Consider the following 17,312-nt stretch of genomic DNA (forward strand, 5'->3'; position numbering starts at 1 on the left):
GCCGCTGCGGCCTCGCCGCGCGCCTGCACCGCATCGGGCTCGCGGAGCGCGGCCGGTGGATCGCCGAGGCCAGCGCCGCGCCAGAGCCGCGCGAACTCGCCAGCGTGCGGGGTGAGGATGAGGGGAGTTTCCGCCGGAGACCCGCCGCCACCGCGGAGCTCCGCGGCGAGGCCGAGGGCGCCGGCGTCCACCACGACGGGGGCCGGCCCAGCGAGCAGCTCGGTGAGCGCGGCCGTCTCTGCGGCGGAGCGGGTGTCCGGGTCGGTGCCGGAGCCCAGCAGCCACGCGTCGCACTGGCGCGCGTCCTGCGGCGCGCCGAACACGGTCTCCGGGGAGGCGGCGAGCACCGCCGCCGCAGGCGTCATCAGCCCGTATGGCGGCGCGGGATCAGCCGTTGGCGGCACGTAGCGCAGCAGGCCGACACCCGTGCGCCAGGCCGCGCCGACCCCGAGCACCGCGGCGCCGGGGTAGGCGGCGGAGCCGGTGCGCACGCCGAGCACGCCACGGCGGTACTTGTCGTCGTGCGCGCCCGGGCGGCGCAGCCAGCCGGCCACGTCGCTCGGGGTGCGCTCCGCGATCACTCGGACTCCGGCTCCTGCAGCGCGGCGAGCGTGTCGCCAAGGGCGGCGGTCAGCGCGTCGAGCGCGCGCTGCGCCGCCTCACGCCGCTCGGCCGCTGAGCCCTCGGCGCTGAACGTGTCGAGGTACACCTTCAGCTTCGGCTCGGTACCGCTCGGGCGGATCATGACGCGCGCGCCGTCGGCGAGGTCGAAGCGCAGCACATCCGCTGGCACCTCCGCGAGGCCGGGGACGAGGAGATCCTGCACGGTGGTGACCGCGACGCCACCGAACTCGCGCGGCGGGTGCTCACGAATGCGCGCGGCGAGCGCGGACGCCGCGGCCATCGAGTCGAGGCGCAGCGTGATCTGCGTGCTCGCGAAGTGACCGAAGCGCTCGCCAGCCTCGTCGAGCAGATCCCACACGGTGCGGCCGGCCGCGGCGAGCTCGCGCACCATCGCGATCGCGTCGGCGCTCGCGGAGATGCCGTCCTTGTCGCGCACGATCGCGGGGTGGGTGAGGTAGCCGAGCGCCTCCTCGAAGCCGAAGATGAGGCCGGGCACGCGCGACACCCACTTGAACCCGGAGAGCGTCTCGGCGTAGTCGAGTCCGTACTCGGCGGCGACGGCTCGGAGCGCGGGGGAGGAGACAATGGTGCACGCGAGCGCGCCGGTGGCCTCGGTGCCGAGCAGCTCGGCGCGCACGCGCTCTCGCTCGGCGGCGCGCCAGCCGAGCAGCAGCCCGAGCTCGTTGCCGGTGAGACGGCGGTAGCCCTCGCTCGCCGACGCGTCGGGCAGCGCGATCGCGAGGCGATCCGCGTCGGGGTCGTGCGCCACGATCAGCTCGGCGTCGACCGCGCGCGCCACCCGGAACGCGAGGTCGAGTGCGCCAGGCTCCTCCGGGTTCGGGAACGCGACGGTGGGGAACGCCCCGTCCGGTCGATCCTGCTCGGGCACCACGGTGACCGAGGGCAGCGCGGCGGCGCTGAAGACGCGGCGCGCGAGCTCGGAGCCGACGCCGTGCATCGCGGTGTACACGATCCGCAGATCAGTGCCGGATCCCGCGGCGCCGGTCCCCGCTGCGTCGCGGGGGAAACCAGCGAGGAGCGCCGCGGCCGTGTCGGCGACGTACGCGTCGGCGACCGCTGCGCCCAGCACGGTGTACTCGGAGCTGCGCGGCAGCTCACCGAGCGGGCGTGCGGCGATCTCCGCGATCCGTCCGGCGATCTCATCGTCGACGGGGGGAACGATCTGGGATCCCGCGTCGGCGTCGCCGAGGTACACCTTGTAGCCGTTGTCGCGCGGCGGGTTGTGGCTCGCCGTGACCATCACCCCGGCGGAGACGCCGAGGTGGCGCACCGCGAACGCGGTGAGCGGGGTGGGCCCGGGCGTCGGGAACAGGAAGACGCGCAGGCCGGCCCCCGCCATGATCTCGGCGGCGTCGCGCGCGAACACGTCGGAGTTCACCCGGCCGTCGTAGCCGATGACGATCGACGGCGGCTGCGCGGTCTCGCCGCGCGCCGCGCGATCCAGCAGGAAGGCGGCGAAGCCCGCGCTCGTCTGCGACACGACCACGCGGTTCATGCGGAGGGGTCCGGCGCCGAGCGGCCCGCGCAACCCGGCGGTGCCGAAGGCGAGGCGGCCGTCGAACGCCGCCGTGAGCTCGACGAGGGCCGCGGCGTCGCCGTCGCGGACCCGGCTGACGAGCCGAAGCGTCTCGTCGCGGGTCGCTCCGTCGGGGTCCTGCTCGGCCCACGCGCTGGCGGCCGCGAGCAGCGGCTCAGGGTCACGTCCAGGAGTTTCCATCGTTCGCTGTCCCATCACGTGTTCTCCCTCCTCGGCGGGCGCCGAAGTGATTTCAAGCTACCACTCCACAGGCCGACGAGTGGGGAGCCGAGGTAGGCTGGCCGTGTGGTGTCGCGGTGGCACCAGAACGCTTCGAGAGAGGAACGCCCGTGTGCGCTTCGGTGCGCTGCGATGAGTGCAGCAAGATGACCTGGGCCGGCTGCGGCGAGCACATCGAGGAGGCCCTCGCCGGCGTCCCCGCGGCTGAGCGCTGCGCCTGCCCGCGCTAGCCTGACCCAGTCAGGTCTTCAGGAGCGGCCGCCCCACCCGTGGGGCGGCCGCTCCTTCGGTGTCGGGGGTGCGTGTCAGACTGGCTGCATGATCACCACGTTCGCGGTTTCCGGGTATCGCTCGCTCGTTGATCTCGTGGTGCCGCTCAGCCCGCTCACGGTCGTCTCCGGCGCCAACGGCACCGGGAAGACCAGCCTGTACCGGGCGCTCAGGCTCCTCGCGGCGGCGGGGGCCGGCGAGATCATTGGCGCGGTCGCGCGCGAGGGCGGGCTCGCGAGCGCGCTGTGGGCTGGGCCGGAACGGCCGGGCGGGCCGGGCGCTCAGGGCACCGTGCGGAAGGGGCCGATCTCGCTGCGGCTCGGCATCGGCGCAGACGAGTACGGCTACCTGCTCGATCTGGGCCAGCCGCAGGTGGACCCCGGGCGCAGCTATTTTCTGCACGACCCCGAGATCAAGCGCGAGCAGGTGTTCACCGGCAGCGTTGCGCGGCCGTCGGCGGTGTTCATCGACCGCACGCGCGGGGCCGTGCGCGTGCGGGAGGATGGGTGGCGCGCGGTGCCGCAGACCCTGCGACCCGATCAGAGCGTGCTGCGCGATCTCGACGACGCTGGCACGCTCGCGGACACCCTCCGGTTGCGCACCCGCATGGCTGAGTGGCGGTGCTACGACCACTTCCGCACCGATCGCGCAGCGCCAGCGCGCCAGGCGCAGGTGGGCACGCGCACCCGCTGGCTGAGCGATGATGGCTCGGACCTCGCGTCGGTGTGGGCGACCGCCATCGAGGCTGGGCGAGACGGGCCGCTCCGCGACGCGGTGACCGACGCGTTCCCCGGCTCCCACGTGGAGATTGCGGTGACCGATGGGGTGTTCGAGCTCCTGCTGCACCAGCCGGGGCTCTTGCGCCCGCTCGGCACGGCCGAGCTCTCCGACGGCACGTTGCGCTACCTGCTGCTCTGCGCCGCGCTGCTGCCGGCGGAACCGCCGCCCCTCATCGTGCTGAACGAGCCGGAGGGCTCGCTCCACCCCGGGCTGCTTGCCCCGCTGGGCTCGTTGATCGCGCGGGCTGCCGCGCGCACGCAGGTGCTCGTCGTGACGCACGCCGCGCCGCTCCGCCTGGCACTCGCCGAGGCTGGCTCGGAGATCGAACTGGAGTCCGCCGGCTGGGGCACGCAGGTGCGCGGGCAGGGGCTCCTCGATGCTCCCGCCTGGGTGTGGCCGAAGCGGTAGCCGCCGTGCGGGCGCGCGGCCGCGATCCCGATCGAGGCGGGTGAGCTACGTGTCGCCGTCCCTTGGGTCAACGCGCTCAGGGTCATCCGCTGGCGGGTCGCTGGGCGCGAGGTCCCCGCTGCGGATCGCGGCCTGCACGGCGAGCCAGCACTCCGCGGTGTCCTCCATCGAGGAGAGGTCGCGGCCGATGATCTTCTCGATGCGCGAGATCCGCGCGATCAGGGTCTGACGGTGCACGAACAGGCGCTCCGAGGCGCGCACCCAACTGCGATTCTCCTCGAGGAACACGCGGAGGGTGTGCGTGAGCGAGGTGCCGCGCTGCTCGTCGTAGGTGCGCAGCGGGCCGAGCACCTGCCTGGCGATCTCGCGCAGCTGGTCGGGATCAGCGGGGAGGAAGAGCGACGTGTTGGCCTGCTCCTCGAAGCGCAGCAGCATGCCCGACTGGTGCGCACGGATCAGCGCGCTGCGGGCCTGGCGGAGCGCCGTTGGCAGCGCGTCGAGGTCGGTGAACGGGGCGCTCACGCCGAGCCCCGCGTGGCTGCCGGCGAGCGCGTCCAGCAGGGGCTCGACCTCCTCGCCTGTCGCCGCGAGCACGAGCACCTGATTGTCTTTCACGGTGGCGAGCGCCGGCACCTGCGCCGTGCCGAACGCCGCGTGCACGTCGTCGAGGGTGGCGCGCGCGTCGGGGCGCTGCGACACCGCGAGCTGAAAGGGCGGCTCAAGACCGTACGCGGCGATCAGGTGGTCGGCCGGCGCGGTCGCAACGGCTTCGTCGCACAGATCGGTGAGGAGGAGCGAGCCGTGCAGCCAGTCGCTGCGGCGCGCGGCGACCTTCACCGCGAGCGCGTTGTCGATGATGCCTGCGGCGTGCCGCAGCTGCACGCGATCGAGCGGGCCCGCGTGCACCACGCGCAGTTCGATCTCCCCGGAGGACAGCAGCGGCACCGCCCACGAGCCGGGTGCCTCCTGCCGAATCGCGCCCGGCTTCGCGAGCTCACCGCGCGGGGCGAGGCTCAGCTCGGCGTGCAGCACGCGCCCGAGCTCGTCGAGCAGCGCATCGATCCCGTCGTCCACCGCGTGCTCCGTCAGCGCCGCGTACATCCGCTCGGTCTGCTGCACGCGTTCGGCCCGCTCGCGCTGCACCGACTCAGCGACGAGCATCGCGAGCGACACGAAGCGCACCTCGTACTCGGTTTCGAGCACCGGGAAGCCGATGCGTGCCGCGTGGGCGAGCGCCTCAGTGGTGAACGGGTGCGCCGGCATCTCCGCGTCGATCGCCACCGCCGCGATCCCGGCGCGCTGCATCCCGTCGAGGTAGGCGATCTGCTCGGCGCTGGATTCTGGCACCCCAAGCCCCGTGGTCATGACGAGCGCGTCCTGGCCGAGCCACTGCCACGGCTCGGCGAGCTCGCACACGTGCGCCCACGTGATCGGGCGATCCTCGCCGACCCCCGGGGTGAGCGAGCGGGTTCCCGCTGCCGGGATCGTGAGCAGCGAACGGACGGTGAACCTCATCGGGTGCGCGGACTTCGGGTGCGAGACATCTAGTTCTCCAGCCTGCCGAGCGCGGCCGCGGCGCGCACCCCGGAGGCGACCGCCCCGGAGAGTGACTGGGCGAGCCCCGTGTGCTCGCCAGCGATGGCGACGCGGTCGGCCGCCGTCTCGAACGCTGCGGCGTCCGCCGCAGCCCAGGCGAGGCCGGGCGCCGAGTACGAGCCGCGCGCCCATGGGTCGTCCGCCCAGGTGGTGAGCAGCACGTCGCCGTCGATCGCGAGCTCCGGGCGCATGGCCGAGAGCGCAGCCACCCAGCCGGCCGGTCCCGCCGTGACTCCGAGCGCGTCGAGCGCGAACGGGCCGCCGGCGAACGAGGACAGCGCGTTGATCCGGTGCTCGCCGTCGGTGCTCAGCGAGCGCCACGACCACCAGGTGTGCTCGGGGTTCTGCAGCGCGATGTCGTCGTCCACGCGGCTGAGCGGCACGCCGAGTTTCGCCGCCACGCCCATGAACCGGTGATCGAGGGCGCGCTGCTGCGCCTCCGGAAGCGCGAAGCCGAGCTCCAGTTCGCGCAGCAGCGGCAGCGGCACTGAGATCACGGCAGCGTCGGCCTCGAGCCGGGTGCCGTCGCTCAGCGTGACCTGCACCCCGCGCTCGCTCTGCTCGACCGCCCGCACCGGGCTCTCCAACCGCACGCGGTCGCCCAGCCTCCGCGCCAGCTCGATCGAGAGCGCCTGGTTGCCGCCGACGAAGCGGCCACCGTCCTCGACGTAGCCGTCGACGGTGGAGGACTCGTGGAGCAGCACCGCCTCGGCGCTGACGAGTGCGGGATCCGCCGCGGCCGAGGTGGTGGTGCGGCGGTACACGGGGTCGAGCCGGTAGTCGGCGCCGAGCGCCTCCGCGAACGCCCGCTCGAGCGACACCTCGGACTCGCCGTCGGCGAGCATCTGGGCGAGCGTGCTGCGCACCCGATCGCTCGTCTCCCCGAGCTCGGCGAAGGAGATCACGCGACCGTTCACCGTTCGCCTGCCGTAGCGGACGTTGTGCGACATGATCGGCACCCCGACCTCCGCGGCGAGGCGCCGGATCGCGAACTCGGTGGGGAAGATGTACTCGCCACCTCGCTCGGTGATCTCGCCGTTGCCCAGCCGCTCCGACCAGGTGCGACCGCCGACCCGATCCCGAGCCTCGAGCACCGTGCACCGGTGCCCGTCCTTCTCGAGTTCCCAGGCTGCGGTGAGCCCGGCGAGCCCGGCTCCAACGACCAAGACGTCCATGCGCGTTCCTCCTCGAACAGCTCTGCGTGTGGTCCCCATCGTAGGGATCCCGTGCGCATCCGGGTACGGAGAAGTCCCGCTCGAGACCGAAAGCTTATGTTTGTACACCCCGATTCCCCCGCGGTGTACGAATCTATGAAACATGCGCCTGGCGGTAACGAACCAGTAACGGGGCGGGGGGTGTCCGCGCGAAACGCTGCTAGCTTCAGGGTCGCCGGGGTCGCCCGATACCCCTCCCGAGGGGCGAATCAGCCCGGCGCTCCACGATCATTCGGACCATGATCACGACGAAGTGAGGAACACATGTCCAGTCTCAACACCGCGCAGGGACTCCGTCGCCCTGCCGCACGCCGGGCCGCGGCGCTCGCCGCAGGCACCGCAGCGCTCGCGCTGACGCTCGTCGGATGCAGCGGCGGCGCCGAACCAGAGGCCGCTCCAGAGCGCGACCTCGGCACCCCGGTCGCAGGCGAAATCAAGGCCGGCGCGCTCGAAGGCACCACGCTCACGTTCGCCGGCTCGGGCGGCGTGTTCCAGGACGGCCAGAAGGCCGCGCTCTGGGATCCGTTCGCTGAGGCGTCCGGCGCGACCTTCAACCAGGACGCCTTCGACGCGGGCAAGCTGAAGGCGATGGTCGACAGCGGCAACGTGTCGTGGGACATCGTCAACACGACGCAGTTCGACACCGCGCGCGGCTGCGGCACCCTCTACGAGGAGTACGACTACTCGCAGATCGACATCTCGAAGATCCCCGAGGGCACGATCACGGACAAGTGCATGGTGCCGCAGATCCTCTACGGCCTGGTCGTCGCGTACAACACCGAGGCGTTCGGGGACAACCCGCCGACGAGCGCGGCCGACTTCTTCGACACCGAGAAGTTCCCTGGCAAGCGCACGGTGAGCCAGTCCACCTACGTCGACCCGCAGACCGTCGAGTTCGCGCTCACCGCGCAGGGCAAGGACGTGAAGAACCTGAAGCCCGAGGACATCGAGGGCGCGTTCGACATGTACAAGGATCTCGGCGACGACGTGATCGGCTGGACCACGGGCGCGGCCGCGCAGCAGCAGCTCGAGTCCGGCGAGGCAGTGATGGGCCTCGTGTGGTCGGGTCGCGGCTACGGCGCGGCCTCCGCCGGCGCACCGATCGCCCCGATGTGGGACCAGTGGATGATCATGGTCGACTCGAACGGCATCCCGAAGGGCGTGAAGGACAAGCAGGCGGCCTTCGCCGCGGTGAACTACTCGCTCGGCGCTGAGCAGCAGGCCAAGATGACCGAGGCGACGTCGTACGGCGGCGTGAACATCGACGCGAAGCCGAAGATGGACGAGCAGCTGAGCACCTGGATGACCACCGAGCACCTCGACACGGGCATCGCGCCCAACGTCGACTTCTGGGTGGAGAACTACGATGCACTCGCAGCTGCGTGGGCTGGCTGGGCGACCGGTAACTGATCGCCATGACTGACCACACCGTCACCGAGGGCGATACGTCGACACGTGCGATCGCCCTCGGTGCGGACCCCGGGGCCGCGAAGAAGCGGGGGCCGAAGAACTGGCGCCCGCTCCTCCTTCTCGTCCCGGCGTTCGTGATCGTTTCCCTGTTCTTCCTCGCACCGCTGATCGACGTGTTCATTCGCTCGATCACGGATCCGCAGCCCGGCGTACAGAACTATGTCTGGCTCTTCACCACCGAGGCCAACCTCAACGTGGTGCTGCGCACCTTCGGCACCGCCATCATCGTGACGATCGTCTGCCTGGTGCTCGCGTACCCGTACGCGTACCTCATGACCATCGTGTCGGACCGCACGCGCAACCTGATGCAGCTGTTCATCATGATGCCGCTCTGGACCTCGATCCTCGTGCGTACCCTCGCGTGGATGGTGCTGCTGCAGGACACGGGGCCGATCAACGGTCTGCTCGCTGCGTGGTTCGGCATCGGACCGATCCCGCTCATCCGCACCACCTTCGGTGTCGCCCTCGGCATGAGCCAGGTGCTGCTGCCGTTCATGGTGCTGCCGCTCTACTCGTCGATGGCGAAGATCGACAAGCGGCTCCTGCCGGCAGCCTCGAACCTCGGGGCGAACCCGGTCACCGCGTTCTTCACGGTCTACCTGCCGCTGTCGAAGCCGGGCATCTTCTCCGGCGGGGTCACCGTGTTCATCCTCGGGCTCGGCTTCTACATCATTCCCGCCCTGCTCGGCTCGTCGAAGGAGATCATGATCTCCGCGATGATCCAGCAGCAGATCAGCGTCTTCCTGATGTGGGGCCAGGGCACCGCGCTCGGCATCTTCCTGCTGGTGTGCACGATCCTGATCCTCGTGGTCGTCTCCCGGCTCAATAAGGGCGGCAGTCTCTTCCCGGGGGTGAATCGCTGATGACCTTCAAGCGTGTACTCGGCGTATTCGCCGTCCTGATCGTGCTGTGGTTGATCCTGCCGACGCTCGTGATCGTGCCGATGTCGTTCAACGAGGCCCCCTCGTTCAACTTCCCGCCGAAGGGCTTCTCGACCCGCTGGTACGAGAACTTCTTCACCGACCCGAGCTGGATGAAGGCGCTCTTCTCCTCGCTGCAGGTCGCGATCCTCACGATGCTCGTCGCCACCGCGGTTGGCGTGCTCGCGGCGCTCGGCCTGTCGAAAGTGAAGTTCCGCGGTAAGGGGCTGCTGGAGGGCTACTTCCTGCTGCCGCTCATTGTGCCGGGCATCGTACTCGCCGTCGGCCTGTACTCCCTGTTCCTGCGGATGAACCTGCTCGGCACCCTGCCCGGCTTCATCCTCGCGCACACGATCGTCGCCATGCCGCTCGTCATCACGAACGTGATGGCGTCGCTGCAGGGCCTCGATCCCAGGCTCGAACAGGCGTCAGCGTCGCTCGGAGCCGGGCGCGTGCGCACGTTCTTCAGCATTACGCTGCCGCTCATCGCTCCCGGTGTGACCGCCGGTGCGCTGTTCGCCTTCGTCACCTCGTTCGACGAAGTGATCCTGTCGCTGTTCATCCAAAGTCCTTCCCTGCAAACCCTGCCGGTGAAGATCTTCAACAGCGTCACCCAGACCAATGACCCCACGGTGGCCGCCGTCGCGGTGATCACGATGCTGACCTCGGTCGTCGTGATGCTCATCGCCCAGTTCGCCACGCGGAAGAGAAAGCGACCGGTAGCGTGAACGCTATGACTCACAACGACATCCCGGTGCCCGAGGGGCACGAGGCGGAACTCCGCTCCGAGGGACTCAACACCCAGACGATCCACGCGATCGGCGAGGCCGGCATCAGCCTGAGCCAGGTGACCAAGCGCTACGGCGACAAGGCAGTGGTCGACGAGATCGACCTCGTGATCGAGCCGGGCGAGTTCATGACCTTCCTCGGGCCGTCCGGCTCGGGCAAGACCACCACCCTGAACATGATCGCCGGGTTCACCGGCGTCACCGAGGGCCACCTCCACATCTACGGCAAGCCCGTGGCGAAGCTGCCCCCGCACAAGCGCGACATCGGCATGGTGTTCCAGAACTACGCCCTGTTCCCGCACAAGACGGTCGCCGAGAACATCGCGTACCCGCTGCAGCGGCGCAAACTCTCGAAAGCCCAGCAGCAGGAGAAGGTGTCGGCGGCGCTCGCCATGGTGCGCATGAGCGAGTACGGGGATCGCTACCCGTCCGAGCTCTCCGGCGGGCAGCAGCAGCGCGTGGCGCTCGCCCGCGCGCTCGTGTACGAGCCCCGCGTGCTCCTCATGGACGAGCCGCTCGGCGCGCTCGACAAGAAGCTGCGCGAGTGGCTGCAGACCGAGATCAAGCGCATTCACCGTGAGGTCGGGTCGACGTTCGTCTACGTGACGCACGACCAGGAGGAAGCGCTGTCGATGTCGGATCGCATCGCGGTCTTCAACAACGGCAAGATCGAACAGGTCGGCACCGCCGAGGATCTCTACGAGGCACCGCAGACGCTCTTCGTGGGGCGATTCCTCGGTGAGTCGACCGTGCTGCTCGGCGCCGGCACGGCGGTGGGGGAACGGCAGACCGCGATCGACGTCGCTGGCCACCGCGTGGTCGCCAACGGGCAGTCGATCCACACGGACCTTGCGATCCTGATCCGCCCCGAGAACCTGCGGCTCGAGCCGGCGGGGACCGTGGCGAGCGAGACGCAGAACGCGATCCCGGTGACGATCCTCGACGTCACCTACCTCGGCTCGTCGCGGCGCTACACGGTGCGCCTGCCCGACGGCACGGAGGGCGCGGTGCGACTCGGCCAGGAGGCGCGCATCCACAACCGCGGCGACGAGGTCGCGATGATGTGGGACATCGATTCGGGCGTGCTGCTCGTCGACACGGGCGAGGCGGGCGAGTCGGCGACGTAGCCGGGGCCGGCCCGCCCCGGCCCCGCAACCGAAACCGCGCCCATCTTTCGAGATCATGTTCATTCCAGTGAGAATGGACGCGATCTCGAAAGATGGGCGCGGTGGTGTGGTGGGGGCAGGGCGGGTGCTCCCTGCGTCGGCGGCGGGTGGTCGCATCTTCTTTGTCTTGCTGATCTGCAGTTTGAGGGCGCACTTGCGCTGACGCTTGCGCTTGCGAGAATTGCTCGATACGTTTGGGGCATCACTGAACAATGTGTTCAGTGAGAAGAACAGTGGTGTTCAGAATCACGCCCAGAGCGTGTAGCAGGAACTCCGCACGGAAGCAACGGGGTTCCGAAATGACTGACGATCAAGAGCTCGGCCAGCGAGTTGCGCAGTTTCGTGAATTGCGTGGGCTGAGTTTGCGTGCCCTTGCCTCGGCGGCTGGCGTCAGTTCGAGTTTTCTCAGTCAGCTCGAGAATGGCCGCACCAATGCGTCGGTCGCCTCCCTGCGCAAGATCGCCGCGGCGCTTGGCGTCACCCCAGCGCATCTGCTCGACGCCTCGAACGGGCACACCCGCGGAGTGCTGCGTGCAGCCGACCGGCCGACCCTGCCGCTCGCCGGGGCCGAGAAGTTCGTGATCTCGCAGGAACCGCTCCGCAACCTCGAGATCTACTCGGGAACATTCCCTGCGGGCGGCAGCACTGGCGCCGATCCTTACAGTCACGGCAATGCTCAGGAGTTCCTGATTGTCGTTGCAGGCACCGTGGTGCTCGAGCTTGCCGGCGAGCGCTACGAAATGCGCAAGGACGACTCCATCGAGTTTCTGAGTTCGGTGCCGCACCGCATTGTCAACGAGTCGGATGCCACCGCCGAGGTGCTCTGGATCAACAGCCCGCCGACCTCCGCTGAAGAGTTTCATCCCACCGAGCCCGCTGCATAACTGGCGCCAGGACATCCCCATCCCCATCCCCATCCCCCATCCCCACGCAAGGAGATCACGATGATCAACCGCAAGCGAACCGCGCTGACCACTGTTGGTGGCCTGGCCCTGGCTGTTTCCCTCGTCGGCTGTTCCGGCGGCGGCGCCCCGGTCGAGGTCGACCTGGGCGACGGCCCCGCAGTCGCCGGCACCGTGAAGGAGAACGCCCTCGACGGTGTCACCCTGACGTTTGCTTCGTGGGGTGGCATCTACCAGGAGGGACAGGTGGAGGCCGCGTCCGTTCCGTTTGCGAAGGAGTCGGGTGCAACGATGCTCGATGACGGCCCCACCGAGTACGCGAAGGTGAAGGCGCAGGTCGAGAGCAAGCAGGTGACCTGGGACGTGGTGGACACGGACGTGATCTGGGCAGACATGCAGTGCGGCGAAGATGGCCTCCTCATGGATCTCGACACGAGCATCGTCGACGTGTCGAACGCTCCGGCCAGCCTCGTCGGGGACTGCTATGTCCCCGCAATGCAGTACGGCTACGTGATCATGTACAACGCGGACAAGTACGCGACGGCGCCAACTGGCTGGGCCGACTTCTTCGATACCGAGAAGTTCCCGGGCAAGCGCGGCATCGCTGGATTCGAGGACATCGGTCCCGGCGTCTACGAGGGGGCCCTGCTCGCCGACGGCGTTGCCGCCGACGAGCTCTACCCGCTCGACATGGACCGCGCGTACGAGAAGCTCGACGGCATCCGCGACAGCCTGATCTACTGGAAGACCGGCGCTGAGTCGCAGCAGATGATCGAGACGGGTGAGGCCGACATGGCGCTCGTCTGGTCGGGCCGTGGATTCGCAGCGGTGGAGAACGGCGCGAACTACCAGCCCATCTGGAACCAGTCGCTCGTGATCGCTGACGCGCTTGCGGTGCCGAAGAACGCAAAGAATCCCGAGGCGGCCTTTGCCTACATCAACTACTACCTGGGAGCTCAGCAGCAGGCGAAGCTTTCGGAACTGACCTCGTACTCGCCCGTGCACACTGACGCGAAGCCGGAGCTGTCTGAGCTCGGCGCTCAGTACCTCACCACGAGCCCGGAGATCGCTGAGCAGATGATTCCCACCGATGCCGGCTGGTGGGCCGAGAACTACGACAGTGAGCTGGGTCGCTGGCTCGACTGGATGCAGGGCTAACCCATGGCTGAGACCGCACTGATTGGAGGTGGCAGGGCGCCCAAAGCGCCCCGCCCCTCCGGTCGGGCGTGGCTTCTGCTGCTGCCCGCGTATGCCCTCCTCATCGGGGTATTCGCGTACCCACTGCTGGAGAGCGTGTGGCGGAGTTTCAGCGAGCCGACGCTCGGCCTCGAAAACTACACCTGGGCGCTGACGAACCCCAACAACCTCGCGGTGATTGCGCGGACCTTCGGGAACGCGCTTCTCGCGACGGTGATCTGCCTGGCGCTCGCGTATCCCTACGCCTACCTCATGACGATCGTGGGGGCGAAGGCCCGCACCGTGCTCGTCGTGATCGCGCTGATCCCGTTCTGGACTTCGCTCATGATCCGAACGTTTGCCTGGATCGTGCTGCTGCAGGACGGCGGCGTCGTGAACTCGCTCCTCGGAGCGATCGGGATCGGACCGCTCGAGCTGCTCCGCACCAACACCGGTGTCGTGATCGGCCTGAGTCACGTGCTGATGCCGTTCATGGTGCTGCCGCTGTACGCCGTGATGAGCGGGATCGATCTGCGGCTCGTCACGGCGGCGCGGTCGCTTGGAGCGCGGCCGTCCGTCGCATTCCTGAAAGTGTTCGTGCCGTTGAGCATGCCGGGAGTGGCCGCCGGCTCGCTGCTGGTGTTCATCCAGGCGCTCGGCTTCTATGTGACTCCCGCGCTCCTCGGATCGCCCTCGGACAGCATGCTTGCGCAGTCGATTTACGCGCAGGTGTCTGGCTTGCTCGAGTGGGGTCGCGGCGGCGCGCTCGGGGTGATCCTTCTCGTCATCACCGTGCTGCTCTTGGGCATCATCGGGCTGATCGCGAAGCTGAGTAGCCGCAAGGGCATCAAGGTGAAGGTGCTGTAATGCTGAAAACTCATCCTGTGACGAAGGCCATCCTGTGGGTGGTCGCCGCGCTCGTGTCGATCTGGCTGGTTGCTCCAAGCCTGATCGTGATCCCGTTGAGCTTCACTGACAAAGCCTCACTCGTTTTCCCCCCGACCGGCTGGTCGTGGATGTGGTACGAGTCATTCTTCACGAACCCGCAGTGGACGGCGGCGCTCGGGAACTCGCTGCTCATCGGTCTGCTCGTGGCCGCGCTCGCGACCCTCCTCGGGCTGCTCGCTGCGCTCGGACTCCGGCAGATGGCCAACAAGAAGCTGATCGCCGGTCTGACGTTCGGGCTGCTCTCCCCGATGGTCGTGCCGGGAATTGTGGTCGCGATCGGCCTGTACGCCGTCTTCCTGAAGGCCGGACTCGTCGGTACGCTGCTTGGCTTTGTCTTCGCGCACACCGTGCTCGCATTGCCGTTCACGGTCGTCGCGATCACCGCTGGCTTCGCTGGCTTCGACTCTCGACTTGAGCTCGCGGCAATGAGCCTCGGTGCGAACCGCTTCACGACGTTTATGCGTGTCACGCTGCCCAACATCGTGCCAGGCATGATCTCGGGTGCGCTGTTTGCGTTCGTGACCTCGTTTGACGAAGTGATGCTCTCGCTCTTCATCAAGAGCCCCTACCTCAATACGCTGCCCGTGCTCATGTACTCCAGCGTCACGCGCGACACCGATCCGACGCTCGCCGCTGCGGCGACCGTCATCCTCCTCATCACGACCGCGCTCGTCGTGCTAGGACTCACCCTCTCCGGAAGGAAAACCCGTGCCCGAGCAAAGTAACCGCGGCGCAGAGATCCGTCTCGACGGAGTCTCGAAGCACTACCCGAAGTCGATCGCTCTCGACAACGTGAGCCTCACCGTCGAACCGGGGGAGTTCATGACCTTCCTCGGCCCCTCGGGATCGGGAAAGACCACAACGCTCAACCTGATCGCTGGCTTCACTGACCTCACCACGGGGAGCGTGCGCATCGACGGGAAGCAGATGGCCGACGTTCCCGTGCACAAGCGCGACCTCGGCATCGTGTTTCAGCACTACGCGTTGTTCCCGCACATGAGCGTATTCGACAACGTTGCGTTCCCGCTCGCCAGGCGAAAGGTCTCGAAATCGGAGACTGGGGCGCTCGTGGAGGCGGCGCTCGAAACGGCCGGGCTCTCTGGATATGGTGACCGCTATCCAGCTGAGCTCTCGGGCGGGCAGCAGCAGCGCGTTGCGCTGGCACGCGCGCTGGTGTTCCAGCCGAAGGTGCTCCTGCTCGACGAGCCACTCGGAGCGCTCGACAAGAACCTGCGCGAGCGCCTGCAGCTGGAGCTGCGCCGGATTCACCGCGACGTTGGCCGGACCTTTGTATTCGTGACACACGATCAGGAGGAAGCGCTCACGCTGTCCGACCGGATCGCGGTGTTCAACAACGGCAGGATCGAGCAGGTCGGAACGGCAAAGGAACTCTACGAGCGCCCGGCTTCGCGCTTCGTGGCAGGCTTCATCGGCGAGTCAACGATGGTGCGGAGCACCGACGGCGCGACCGTGACGGTTGTGCGCCCGGAACACGGTGAGCTCCTCTCCCCGCGCGCTGAAGTCCCGGCTGGGATGCAGCACACGCAGGTGAACGTGCGCCAGTCGGTCTATCTGGGATCCGGTTGGAAGCACGAGATCGAGCTGACCGGGCAGGGCCTGCCCGAGCCGATCGCCGGCGTGATTCGAGGTGCCGAGCAGCTGGATTGGCTCGGCGGCGACGGCGGACCTGCACAACTCGCATGGTATCCGGAGCAGGTCGCGGTACTTCCCGCGTAGCCCAACGTGTGCCGGGCGGGCCGGCTCACCTGCCCGCCCGGCACAGCGCGCTCCCTCAGCGAACGCGCGCCACTGTGACAGCCCCCACCCCCCCCCACACACACAGAAAGAAGCATCATGATCAACGGCAACGTGTCCCACTGGTGGCAGCAGATTGGCGCCCCCAAGACGCGACCCGAACTGCCGGGTAACCTCAGCGCCGACGTGGCCATTGTCGGCGCCGGCTACACCGGTCTCTGGACCGCGTACTACCTGAAGCAGGCGCAGCCAGATCTGCGCGTGGTGATCATCGAGCAGCGGCACGTGGGGTACGGCGCCTCCGGTCGCAACGGCGGCTGGCTGACCTCGGCGATCACCGGCGGCCGCGAGCAGTACGTGAAGACGCACGGCCGCGATGCGGCAGAACGCTTCCAGCGCGCCATGAACGAGACCGTCGACGAGGTGATCCGCGTCGCCGCTGCCGAGGGCATCGAAGCCGACATCAAGAAGGGAGGCGAGTTCAACGTCGCATACACCCCGGCGCAGGAATCGCGCATCCGCGCGTTCGCCGCATCCGAGCAGCAGTGGAAGTACGCAGACCTGCAACTGCTCGAAGCCCCCGAAGCCACGGCGAAGATCAACGTCGCGAACACGCGTGCGGCGGTGTGGCACCCGCACAGCGCGCGGATTCAGCCGGCGAAGCTCGCGAGCGGCCTCGCGGACGCCGTCGAGCGGCTCGGCGTCGAAATCTACGAGCGCACCCGCGCGGTGGAGATCACCCCGCACACCGTGCGCACGACGCACGGCACCGTGTCCGCGCAGTACGTGGTGCGCGCCACCGAGGGCTTCACCGCGAACCTGAAGGGCCTGCACCGTCTGTGGCTGCCCATGAACTCCTCGCTGATCGCCACCGAACCGCTCTCGCAGGACGTGTGGGATGAGCTGAACTGGAGCCAGGGCGAAGTGCTCGGCGACTTCGCGCACGTGTACATGTACGCGCAGCGCACCGCCGATGACCGCATCGCGATCGGTGGCCGCGGCGTGCCCTACAAGTACGGCTCGAAGACCGACACGGACGGCCACACCCCCGAGATCACGGCGAAGACGCTCAGCGAGATCCTGCACCGATTCTTCCCGGCGACCCGCGGCGCCGAGATCGACCACCTGTGGTCCGGCGTGCTCGGCGTGCCGCGCGACTGGGCCGCCACCGTCGGCCTCGACCGACAGACCGGCATCGCGTGGGGCGGCGGCTACGTCGGCACCGGCGTCACGTCGACGAACCTCGCCGGTCGCACGATCACCGACCTCATCCTCGGCAACGACAGCGAGATCGCCGGCCTGCCCTGGGTGAACCACCGCGTGCGCAAGTGGGAGCCAGAACCGCTGCGCTGGATCGCGACGAAGGGCCTCTACGCGGCGTACGGCGTCGCCGACCGCAGCGAGCTCGCCGGCCGCCAGAAGACCTCACCGATCGCGCACATCGCGGACGTCATCACGGGTCGCGGCTAGCCGATCCCGATCGAGCGGCCCAGTGCCACTGGGCCGCTCAGCACGCTC

General features: G+C 68.7%; 15 protein-coding genes. 11 read left to right on the forward strand and 4 right to left on the reverse strand.

The features are described from left to right. Both EGM46_RS01020 and EGM46_RS01025 read right to left on the reverse strand, forming a co-directional pair. A partial coding sequence (locus EGM46_RS01020; RefSeq protein WP_277425201.1) for an ADP-dependent NAD(P)H-hydrate dehydratase occupies positions 1-581 on the reverse strand: 581 nt, incomplete at its 3' end. After that, a complete protein-coding gene (locus tag EGM46_RS01025; protein WP_125098302.1) occupies positions 578-2,362 on the reverse strand; it encodes a phospho-sugar mutase in 1,785 nt (594 codons plus the stop codon). The genes EGM46_RS01025 and EGM46_RS01020, both read right to left, overlap by 4 nt. A 357-nt stretch (positions 2,363-2,719) precedes the next feature. On the opposite strand from EGM46_RS01025, the gene EGM46_RS01030 reads away from it, so the two are divergent. After that, positions 2,720-3,859 carry an AAA family ATPase gene (locus EGM46_RS01030; protein ID WP_125098303.1) on the forward strand — a complete coding sequence of 380 codons (1,140 nt, stop codon included), beginning with the start codon at positions 2,720-2,722 and terminating at the stop codon, positions 3,857-3,859. 45 nt (positions 3,860-3,904) lie between these two features. On the opposite strand, the gene EGM46_RS01035 is transcribed toward EGM46_RS01030, so the two are convergent. Further along, positions 3,905-5,374 carry a PucR family transcriptional regulator gene (locus tag EGM46_RS01035; RefSeq protein WP_125098304.1) on the reverse strand — a complete coding sequence of 490 codons (1,470 nt, stop codon included), beginning with the start codon at positions 5,372-5,374 and terminating at the stop codon, positions 3,905-3,907. 29 nt (positions 5,375-5,403) lie between these two features. Further along, on the reverse strand, positions 5,404-6,630 hold the full coding sequence (locus tag EGM46_RS01040; RefSeq protein ID WP_125098305.1) for a flavin monoamine oxidase family protein: 1,227 nt from the start codon (positions 6,628-6,630) through the stop codon (positions 5,404-5,406). Between the two features lie 303 nt (positions 6,631-6,933). On the opposite strand from EGM46_RS01040, the gene EGM46_RS01045 reads away from it, so the two are divergent. The 10 genes from EGM46_RS01045 to EGM46_RS01090 all read left to right on the forward strand — a co-directional run bounded on the left by EGM46_RS01045 (position 6,934) and on the right by EGM46_RS01090 (position 17,264). Further along, on the forward strand, positions 6,934-8,079 hold the full coding sequence (locus EGM46_RS01045) for an extracellular solute-binding protein (protein WP_125098306.1): 1,146 nt from the start codon (positions 6,934-6,936) through the stop codon (positions 8,077-8,079). A 5-nt stretch (positions 8,080-8,084) separates the two neighbouring features. Further along, positions 8,085-9,002 (forward strand): ABC transporter permease, encoded by a 918-nt coding sequence (locus tag EGM46_RS01050; protein ID WP_125098307.1) that lies wholly within the window; start codon positions 8,085-8,087, stop codon positions 9,000-9,002. Continuing rightward, entirely contained in the window at positions 9,002-9,787 is a 786-nt protein-coding gene (locus EGM46_RS01055) for an ABC transporter permease (RefSeq protein WP_125098308.1), read from the forward strand. Before EGM46_RS01050 ends, EGM46_RS01055 begins: the two co-directional genes overlap by 1 nt. 5 nt (positions 9,788-9,792) lie before the next feature. After that, complete coding sequence (locus EGM46_RS01060; RefSeq protein WP_125098309.1) at positions 9,793-10,974, forward strand: ABC transporter ATP-binding protein; 1,182 nt, start codon at positions 9,793-9,795, stop codon at positions 10,972-10,974. A 338-nt stretch (positions 10,975-11,312) separates the two neighbouring features. Further along, positions 11,313-11,897, forward strand: a complete 585-nt coding sequence (locus EGM46_RS01065; RefSeq protein ID WP_125098310.1) for a helix-turn-helix domain-containing protein — start codon at positions 11,313-11,315, stop codon at positions 11,895-11,897. Between the two features lie 60 nt (positions 11,898-11,957). Continuing rightward, the gene (locus EGM46_RS01070) at positions 11,958-13,073 is read left to right on the forward strand and encodes an ABC transporter substrate-binding protein (RefSeq protein WP_125098311.1); all 1,116 of its coding nucleotides are present in this window, start codon (positions 11,958-11,960) and stop codon (positions 13,071-13,073) included. Between the two features lie 3 nt (positions 13,074-13,076). Further along, entirely contained in the window at positions 13,077-13,958 is an 882-nt protein-coding gene (locus EGM46_RS01075) for an ABC transporter permease (RefSeq protein ID WP_125098312.1), read from the forward strand. A gap of 17 nt (positions 13,959-13,975) precedes the next feature. Further along, a complete protein-coding gene (locus EGM46_RS01080; protein WP_241156105.1) occupies positions 13,976-14,764 on the forward strand; it encodes an ABC transporter permease in 789 nt (262 codons plus the stop codon). Beyond that, entirely contained in the window at positions 14,748-15,776 is a 1,029-nt protein-coding gene (locus tag EGM46_RS01085; protein ID WP_125098314.1) for an ABC transporter ATP-binding protein, read from the forward strand. The genes EGM46_RS01080 and EGM46_RS01085 overlap by 17 nt, the downstream gene beginning before the upstream one ends. A 117-nt stretch (positions 15,777-15,893) precedes the next feature. After that, positions 15,894-17,264: an NAD(P)/FAD-dependent oxidoreductase gene (locus EGM46_RS01090; RefSeq protein ID WP_125098315.1), complete on the forward strand. Its 1,371-nt coding sequence runs from the start codon at positions 15,894-15,896 to the stop codon at positions 17,262-17,264. Positions 17,265-17,312: the final 48 nt, after the last annotated feature.

Source organism: Leucobacter chromiireducens (assembly GCF_003917135.1).
GTDB classification, from domain to species: domain Bacteria; phylum Actinomycetota; class Actinomycetes; order Actinomycetales; family Microbacteriaceae; genus Leucobacter; species Leucobacter chromiireducens_A.